Below are 7,482 nucleotides of genomic sequence, written 5' to 3' on the forward strand. Positions count from 1 at the left end.
AAAGCGGTTTTTCAGTGATGTGACCCAGCGGCGCAGCATGCTGGTCAGCCAGATGCCGCTCACCCTGTCGCTGCTGCTTGTCGCGGTCCTGTTGGCGTTTGTCAGTCCGGCCACGCTCGAGGCCCCAGCCTTTGAGGCCGCGCTCGTTCTTGGTCTGGGACTGACCGCCGTCTGTGTGCTGGTTCCCTGGAACCGCCTGCCCCGCAGCGCCTTTGTGGTGATTCCACTACTGGACTTCCTGGCGGTCGCGCTGGCACGTGAGGCTACAGTTGAAACTTTCACCAGTCTCGGCCTGCTGCTTGTATTTCCGGTTATCTGGCTTGCTGCCCGGCTCGGGCGCACGGGCGTGGCCCTCAGCTTCGTTGCGAGCGGCCTGGTCGCCGGACTCCCACTGCTCGGCGGCCCGTCGGCGTCCGCTGCTGACATAGCACGACCTTTCCTGCTGCCGGCGATCATGACAGTGATCGCCGGCGCGGTGCACATCCTGGTCAGCAGCCTCGCCGCCCAGGACACCAGGCTGAAACTCAAAGACGCGGAACTGCGCATGGCCTACCGGGAAAGCCTTGAGCGGCAACGCCTGCTGGACACCATGCTCGACATCGTCGGTGTCGGGGTCCAAGCCGTGGATGCCACCGGCAAAGACATCCTCATGAACCAGCAGCAGCGCCAAAACCGGTCATTCGCCTCCCCGACCCATGACCCCTCATCGGGGGAACAGGAACTGAACATCCTGGCAAGCGACGGCACTACACCCGTCCCCACCGAGCACCGCCCCGTCGCGCGGGCGACCCTTGGCCAGTCTTTCTCCGATTACGTGGTCCGAATGGGGACACCGGCGAACCAGCGCGTCCTGTCCTCGACGGCGAGACCGATGAAGGACAAGGACGGTAACTTCGCAGGATCGGTCCTCGCGTTCAGCGACGTCACAGACTACGTCAACGCCCTGGCGCTAAAAGATGACTTCGTCGCGAACATCTCTCACGAATTCCGCACACCCCTGATGTCCATCCTCGGCTATCTCGACATCGTTTTGGATGATCCGAACGATGATCCCGAACAACACAATGCCTATCTGCGGATAGCCCAGAGCAACGCCGAGAAACTCCTCAATCTGGTCTCTGATCTGCTTTCCGTCTCATCGGACTCCATGGGTGTCCAGCCTCAGAAGATGGACCTCAAGGACGTGATAGGAATGTGCGTCGCGACCGCGAAGCCCCGGGCACAGAACCGGGGAGTGGACATCATCAACGAAGTAAGCCAACCACTGTGGCTCACGGCTGACCCCGCGCGGATCACACAGGTCCTGGACAACCTTCTCTCCAACGCGACCAAGTACTCCCGGCCAGGGGACACAGTAACCGTCCGGGCCTGGGATACCACCGACACGGCCTACCTGTCCGTAACCGACACAGGAATCGGGATCAGCGAAGAGGACCTCCCCAAAATCTTCACCCGATACTTCCGCTCCAACGACGTCCGTGAATCAGCGACACCGGGAGTCGGGCTGGGACTCGGCATCGTCAAACGCATCGTCGAAAACCACGGCGGAACCATCGACGCGACCAGCAAACCAAACCTCGGCAGCACCTTCACCGTGAAACTGCCCAAAGACGCCCACCACAACACGTAGACGCAGCAAAAACACGCCCGACCGCACAGTACGCCATGAGGTCACCGCCAACTATCTTGGTGCGTTGTGCCTCCGGAACCCGCCGCGAAGCCAAGGTTCCTGCTGCTGGTACACCCTTGCGAAGCCACCGAAGCGTCGTCGGTCACCCTTCCCCCGGAAAACTGATCAGAGACCCTTGCGGGGAGGATGAAAACGGGCACACTGGAAGCATCGTGGAAGGAGCGGACGTGCCCAAGGTGGAGTTCGATATGGATTGCGGCGTACCGCCGGAGAAGGTCCGGGCGGCGCTCCTGGACTTCAGCCCCGGACGGCCGGAAACCTAGCCGGGCATCTTCCCACCCATGTACGAGGTCTACGACGTGGGAGAAACGTACGCGGACATCAGGGAAGGAAGCAAAGCTCCGGGCGGCGCCATCTGGGCCAAAGAACATTACGACTGGTCAGCCCCGGACACCGTCACCTGGACGGTGTCCGAGAGTAATTTCTGCGCACCGGGCAGCTACGTCACGGCCCTGATCAAACCCGGCACAGGCGGTGGCTCCCGAATCCACATCACCTGGAACCGGACCCCAACAAGTACGGCAGGGCGGATTGCCGCGTTATTGATCCTGGCGACGCGGGGCGCACCCGTGGCAAGCTCCCTGCGCAAGGGTCTGAAACGGCTGGAAACATCAACTAACTGACTGACCGAGGCTCACACCCCGACCCAGGAACTCCTCACGGGTCCAAACGCTCATGCCCACAGCCCCTGAACCGTGCCTGCCACAAAACGCAGACCAGTCTTGAGCAAAAATTGCACTGATCGTGCGGTGTGGTTGGGGAAAGAGTTCTACCGTAGAGGTCAAGATCCTGCTGCTGGGCGGGACCTTACAAATGGGGACAGGGCCGGCGGCCAAGGCATCCATGAGACCGTTGATGCCCACCCCCCACCGCCGCCGGCCCACACCCACGCCACGATTCGCCCTCCCCGCACCGGGAACGGCGCAGCATCAGGCGTCCCGCTGCTTCGGTCTGGTCGCGATGGCCCTATCAGACGCGATCAAAAGGAATCCGCAGAAAATCGCCGCCTCTGGGGGATAGCCCGCCTGTCCCACACACTGGCTCGGCCTCGAGGTACCGGAACTACGAGGTTTATTCAGGCGCACGTAAAGCCGCGTGTTCACGGACTCACCCTCCCAGTATCCGTTCCCTAAAACGTCCCCGGCAGGAGTACGGACTCCCCAACATTTTCTCCGTGCGGAAGCCCCGAAACCCTGACTTTTTCAGGACGCGTCACACCAACCTGGACTTTCTGCTGCCGGCCACCTGAGCGCTTGTTCCATCAAAGTTTTCGCCTTCTCCGGGGCGCCGATCCGTTCGGGGTAGTTCGCAGACCAGGACAGGGCGGCCTCCTTACGCAGGCCTTTCAGCCGCCCACATACGTTTGAACTTCAGGAAGTGTTCCTCCGGCAGATACCCAGAGACATCCCCTATCACGGGGTTCGAAGACTTTGGTGTCGAGTGCTCCGCGGCGCGCCCAACGTCATTGAATCAGCGCAACACTGGCAGGTGGGTCCGGCTCGTATCTCGAGACCCTGGCACCAACATTGCCCATCGACGTCCGACTCTGCAACGACGGCAATGTCCCCGTGGACCAACTACGCATGATTCAAGCACCCCTGCTCGCCATGACAGGCGACCAAAGCCGATGGGCCCAGCGGGCAGCCCAGTCCATAGCCGGTGCAGCACCGCACGGAGTAGTGGACATCCTTACCGGCCAGGGGCATGCAGTACCGGACGACATACTCGCCCCCGTCATACGCGCCTACTTCCAATAAATAGCTGGACGTCGTTGATGGTGGGCGCCGCCAGCTGGGGCCGTGCGCTGCTGCCACTGCCTGCGTCCTTCGACCCTGGACGCGCAGCCGGCAAGACGTCCACCGCTGCTGAGTAATAGAGGTGACAGTGAGGCTAGCAGGAGTAAGGCGGCATCCTTTGACCTCCACCAGAAATAGTAAGTACCCTTATAAGCGGACGTGGTGTCCAGCAGTGGGCGTAGCGTTCCTTGCACCGGACAATGGAGGGGTTGTCCGGCGGGATCGGCGCGGTTTCAGCGGCCAAACATACCCAAGCGAACACCGTCTATCACAGGCATCTACGACTTTGCCGTACCCGGTGTGCTCCTCCCCGCTGTCTTACCCTGAACGTGCGCTTCACGGACGTTGAAGGGAAATCGACGAACGCCCTGCGGGCGGAACAAACTGAGCCTCAGTGCCTTTGGGGCGCCACGAACCTCGGATATCGACGCCGGAACCAGCGTCGATATCCCTCCAAACCTGGGACGTTCGCCTCTCGACAAGCCCGGCCCCCGGGCTTACGGTGGCCTCGCCAAATCCTCACAACCATGACAGAGGTGCATGAAATGGGAGCACAGGAAGACGTCGCACTGGTGCGGCGCGGCTATGATGCATTCATCACAGGCGACATGGACACCCTCCGCGAGCTGTTCACCGCAGACGCAGTCTGGCATACCGGGGGAACCGGGGGGCTCTCGGGAGACAAGAAGGGCGTCGGGGAAATCCTGGCGTACTTCGGGGAGCTGTTCTCACGCTCCCAAGGAACCCTCACGCTCACCCTGGAGGATGTCGCCGCAGGCGACAGGTACACGATCGGGGTGCAGTCCAACCACGCCGAACGCAACGGCAGGTCCCTCGATCAGCGGTCGGTTATCGTGTTCACCATCTCCGGCAGCAAAGTGATCGAAGCCCTGGAAATGACGGAGGACACCGCCCAGGTATCCGATTTCTGGTCCTGAGCGCCCTGACGGAACAGCTACCGGGAATGATGCGCTAGTAAGGAGCTGGGATGACTGATTACAGGTTCCTGACGCGCTGGGAGCTGCAGGCCCCCATCGAAACCGTATGGGAGGCGGTCTCGGACCCGAGGACCTACACCAACTGGTTTCCGTATATCTCCAAGGTCGCCCAGGTTGCGCCCGGCGGCAATGATGGGGTGGGGAAAGCCTATCGATTCACCATTAGAGGCAAGCTGCCGTACTCGCTGTCCTTCACCATTGAGAACGTGCGCCAGGACCCGCCCCGGCTCCTTGAGTCCAGATCCACCGGGCAGCTGGAAGGAACCGGCCGATGGGAGCTTTCCCAGACAGGGGACGTGACTAGCGCCGTCTACTACTGGCATGTTCGCACAACCCGGCGATGGATGAACCTGACGGCACCGCTGCTCCGCCCTCTCTTCGCCTGGAACCACCACAAAATCATGGACAAAGGCGGAACCAGGCTGGCCGCATATCTGGGCGCGCCGCTCCTCGCCAACACATCGCGCGAGGAGTACCGCGCCTGAACCACCCTGATCCTGATGAGACCCTGCAGAAGGCTTTGGTTCACGTTCAACTCCTCAGCAACCTGCGCCAGCGCCGCGAAACGGGGCTGGATTGATTCGCCTGTCACTGCGCAAGCCTGTGGGGTCTGGGGCTCGCCACACACCAGTGATCACGGGCAGGTTCCGACCAGAGTGGGCGTCGGGTCGGTAAGCACACCTCTTGGTTCCCATGCCCATTAGCCCTGCGGTAATGCGTGGCAGCACGAAAAAGGACCGCGTGGAGGGTCGACCGGGGAAGCGTACGGGTGGCTATGCGTCCTACCGGGAGTCAGGGCATCCAGGGGTGAGGCACTCAAGTAGCGCCAGTTTCCATTTCTCGGCTGGCTCCTGGTCCGATTCGTCGTAGATGCGCTCCCACCTGGGGTAAGCCGTCTCACCGCAGAACGGACACACGGCGGTGTAGGTGCGTCTCTCTTCTGCCGAGAATTCCCGATCGTCGTCCAATGGATAATGCTAGAACGGCGCGGCCTGCGCCGGTCCAGGCGGCCCAACGGTTCACCGGACTCCGTGTGGCGCCAGCCACGTGGACTGTTTATGCGTAGTGTCCAATACCGTCAGAGCCGGATCCCGGGCGTTGCCGGCGGGAGATTAAAACAATGACGGCGTATGCTGCGGCGAGAACGATCATGCTGCCGAGCCATCCGGCAGTCAGCACGAGCTGGGTCCATTTGTCCTTGTTTTCGAACGGCGTCAGGGATTGACCGGCAACGACCACCTTGCCTGCAGCCTGCCGGGTAACGAGAGCCATCCTGAGGCCGGGCTCCGGCTGCCAGGTCACGGCGTCCGTCCCTGCGGTGCGGGTCGCGTCCAGGACACCGATGGGCAGGTTCGGCAGATCCCCGTGCAGGGTGACCGTTGTCGATATGGCTCTGTTGTCGTCGCCGTAGACGATGACAAATGTGCCGCTGTCTTTGGTCAGTTCCAGGCGAGGCCCGGTTGCGGGGTCGGAGCTAATGTTCTGGACCTGCGCCGCGGCGGCGGCTGCCGGCGCGTCGTTGACCCCCTGGCGGCCAATATGCTGCAACGTCAGGTACACACTTCCGAAGACGATGGTGACGATGAGAGCGGCTGCGACCCAGCCCATAATTCTCTGCATGCGACAATCATCTCCCCGGACATCAAGCATCAGGGCTTCCCCCGTGGCTGTGCGTGGCGTTCTACGTTGGGTCTTCGTCGTTGGCGGTCGCTTCGATCCAGTCGATGGCGTCGTCGGGGAGGACCACTCCGCCTGCTTCCCGACTTTCATCCCACCAGGGGTCCCCCATGGGTGGGCCGCCGGCGCCGGCAATTTCCAGGATGATGCCATGGGGAACGACATCGCCGTTGTTGTCCTCCAGCCACTGCTGTGTGGAGGGCGGAAGCTTTGGCCACCACTGTTGGATGTTCACGCCTCAGTTTCCCACCCGGATAAATCTCGGGCTATCCCCCTGGGCTACCTGTTCTTCTCATGGGGCCCGGCACCTGTCATCCCCGTTGCGAAGTGTTTGTTCTATTTGGCAGCGAGTTCGCTGCGCCGGAAAGCCTTCGCGATGGAGAGTTTGCGGCCGTATTCGATGGACGCGTAACCGAACAGGTGCACTGCCAGCCGCAGGATCAGGATCCCCACCACAAACAGTTCAACGATGACGATCGGTGCTTCAACGGGTACTCAGGGTGCCGAAGCCGTTGCGGAGCAGCGCGGTGACGGGTGCTGTCAGCGCGCTTCGAGCAACTGTTTGGCCACGGCCTCGTACTTGCCGTTCTCGAACATGCCCTGGTCGGCGGCGTAGACCTTCACGGGCCCCTGGTGGGGTCGGCCGGGTATTCGAAATACGCCGCCGCCGATGTCCCGTTCTCACCGCTTCGATGGTGGGGGCCGGGTCGGTGACACGCGTATCACCGACCGCCTGCGCCCCGGCCAGTGCGATGATCCCGGAGGTGTCGCTGGAGGTGAAGGAGAACTGGGCTTTCTTTTGCGCCTCGGCGCTGTTCTTGGTCGTGGTGTTCGACGCGTACAGAAGGCAGAAAGCCACGATCAACAGGACCGGGTTCGTCTGGGTCGCGATGGCGAAACCGCGCTTCTTGATCCCCGCCGTGCCGCCGAAATCCATGCGGAAGTCCTGAATGTGCACAAGCGGCTCCGCCGCGTCCCCAACGTCATGGAATCCGCCTAACTCTGGACCGGGAATACGTCGCTGCTGGGCGTCGGTAGGACAAGCCTGACGGAGCCTTGAGCAAACCCTGCGCCCATCATCGGCTGCCGTTTAGGAATGGGGCATACTGTTGACGACATGAATCCCGCCGCTGGGGCGGGGTTCTATTAATGGGGACCGGGACTGGCGGTAAGGGCATCCAGGAGACCGAGGATGCCGCCCCCCAAACCGCCGCCAGTCCCCCCCCCCCGTTACCTTTTTCGTAGCCCGTTCCTGTTGCAGGATGAGGGTGTGTTGGCCGGTCGGTCCCGGCATGGTTTCTGCCCCCAGTCGTTTCATGAT

At 62.0% G+C, this 7,482-nt stretch carries 8 protein-coding genes; 5 read left to right on the top strand and 3 right to left on the bottom strand.

The genetic code is table 11. From position 1 onward, the window contains the following. The 5 genes from AB0313_RS21840 to AB0313_RS21860 form a co-directional block, all read left to right on the top strand. Positions 1-1,630, top strand: a 1,630-nt coding sequence (locus AB0313_RS21840; RefSeq protein ID WP_366308404.1) for a HAMP domain-containing sensor histidine kinase, incomplete at its 5' end; no start/stop codon positions are given. Positions 1,631-1,989: 359 nt separating this feature from the next. Beyond that, positions 1,990-2,313 (top strand): hypothetical protein, encoded by a 324-nt coding sequence (locus AB0313_RS21845; RefSeq protein WP_366308406.1) that lies wholly within the window; start codon positions 1,990-1,992, stop codon positions 2,311-2,313. A 960-nt stretch (positions 2,314-3,273) separates the two neighbouring features. Beyond that, entirely contained in the window at positions 3,274-3,447 is a 174-nt protein-coding gene (locus tag AB0313_RS21850; protein WP_366308408.1) for a hypothetical protein, read from the top strand. Between the two features lie 584 nt (positions 3,448-4,031). After that, complete coding sequence (locus AB0313_RS21855) at positions 4,032-4,424, top strand: nuclear transport factor 2 family protein (RefSeq protein WP_366308410.1); 393 nt, start codon at positions 4,032-4,034, stop codon at positions 4,422-4,424. Between the two features lie 50 nt (positions 4,425-4,474). Further along, positions 4,475-4,969, top strand: a complete 495-nt coding sequence (locus AB0313_RS21860) for an SRPBCC family protein (protein WP_366308412.1) — start codon at positions 4,475-4,477, stop codon at positions 4,967-4,969. Between the two features lie 571 nt (positions 4,970-5,540). Here AB0313_RS21860 and AB0313_RS21865 read toward each other — a convergent pair. From AB0313_RS21865 to AB0313_RS21875, 3 genes are all read right to left on the bottom strand, one after another. Further along, on the bottom strand, positions 5,541-6,104 hold the full coding sequence (locus AB0313_RS21865; RefSeq protein ID WP_366308414.1) for a hypothetical protein: 564 nt from the start codon (positions 6,102-6,104) through the stop codon (positions 5,541-5,543). Between the two features lie 61 nt (positions 6,105-6,165). Next, a complete protein-coding gene (locus AB0313_RS21870; protein ID WP_366308416.1) occupies positions 6,166-6,396 on the bottom strand; it encodes a hypothetical protein in 231 nt (76 codons plus the stop codon). A 249-nt stretch (positions 6,397-6,645) separates the two neighbouring features. Further along, the gene (locus AB0313_RS21875; protein WP_366308418.1) at positions 6,646-7,119 is read right to left on the bottom strand and encodes a hypothetical protein; all 474 of its coding nucleotides are present in this window, start codon (positions 7,117-7,119) and stop codon (positions 6,646-6,648) included. Positions 7,120-7,482 lie beyond the last annotated feature (363 nt).

Origin of the sequence: Pseudarthrobacter sp. NPDC080039 (assembly GCF_040702335.1) — a bacterium.
Lineage (GTDB): Bacteria > Actinomycetota > Actinomycetes > Actinomycetales > Micrococcaceae > Arthrobacter > Arthrobacter enclensis_A.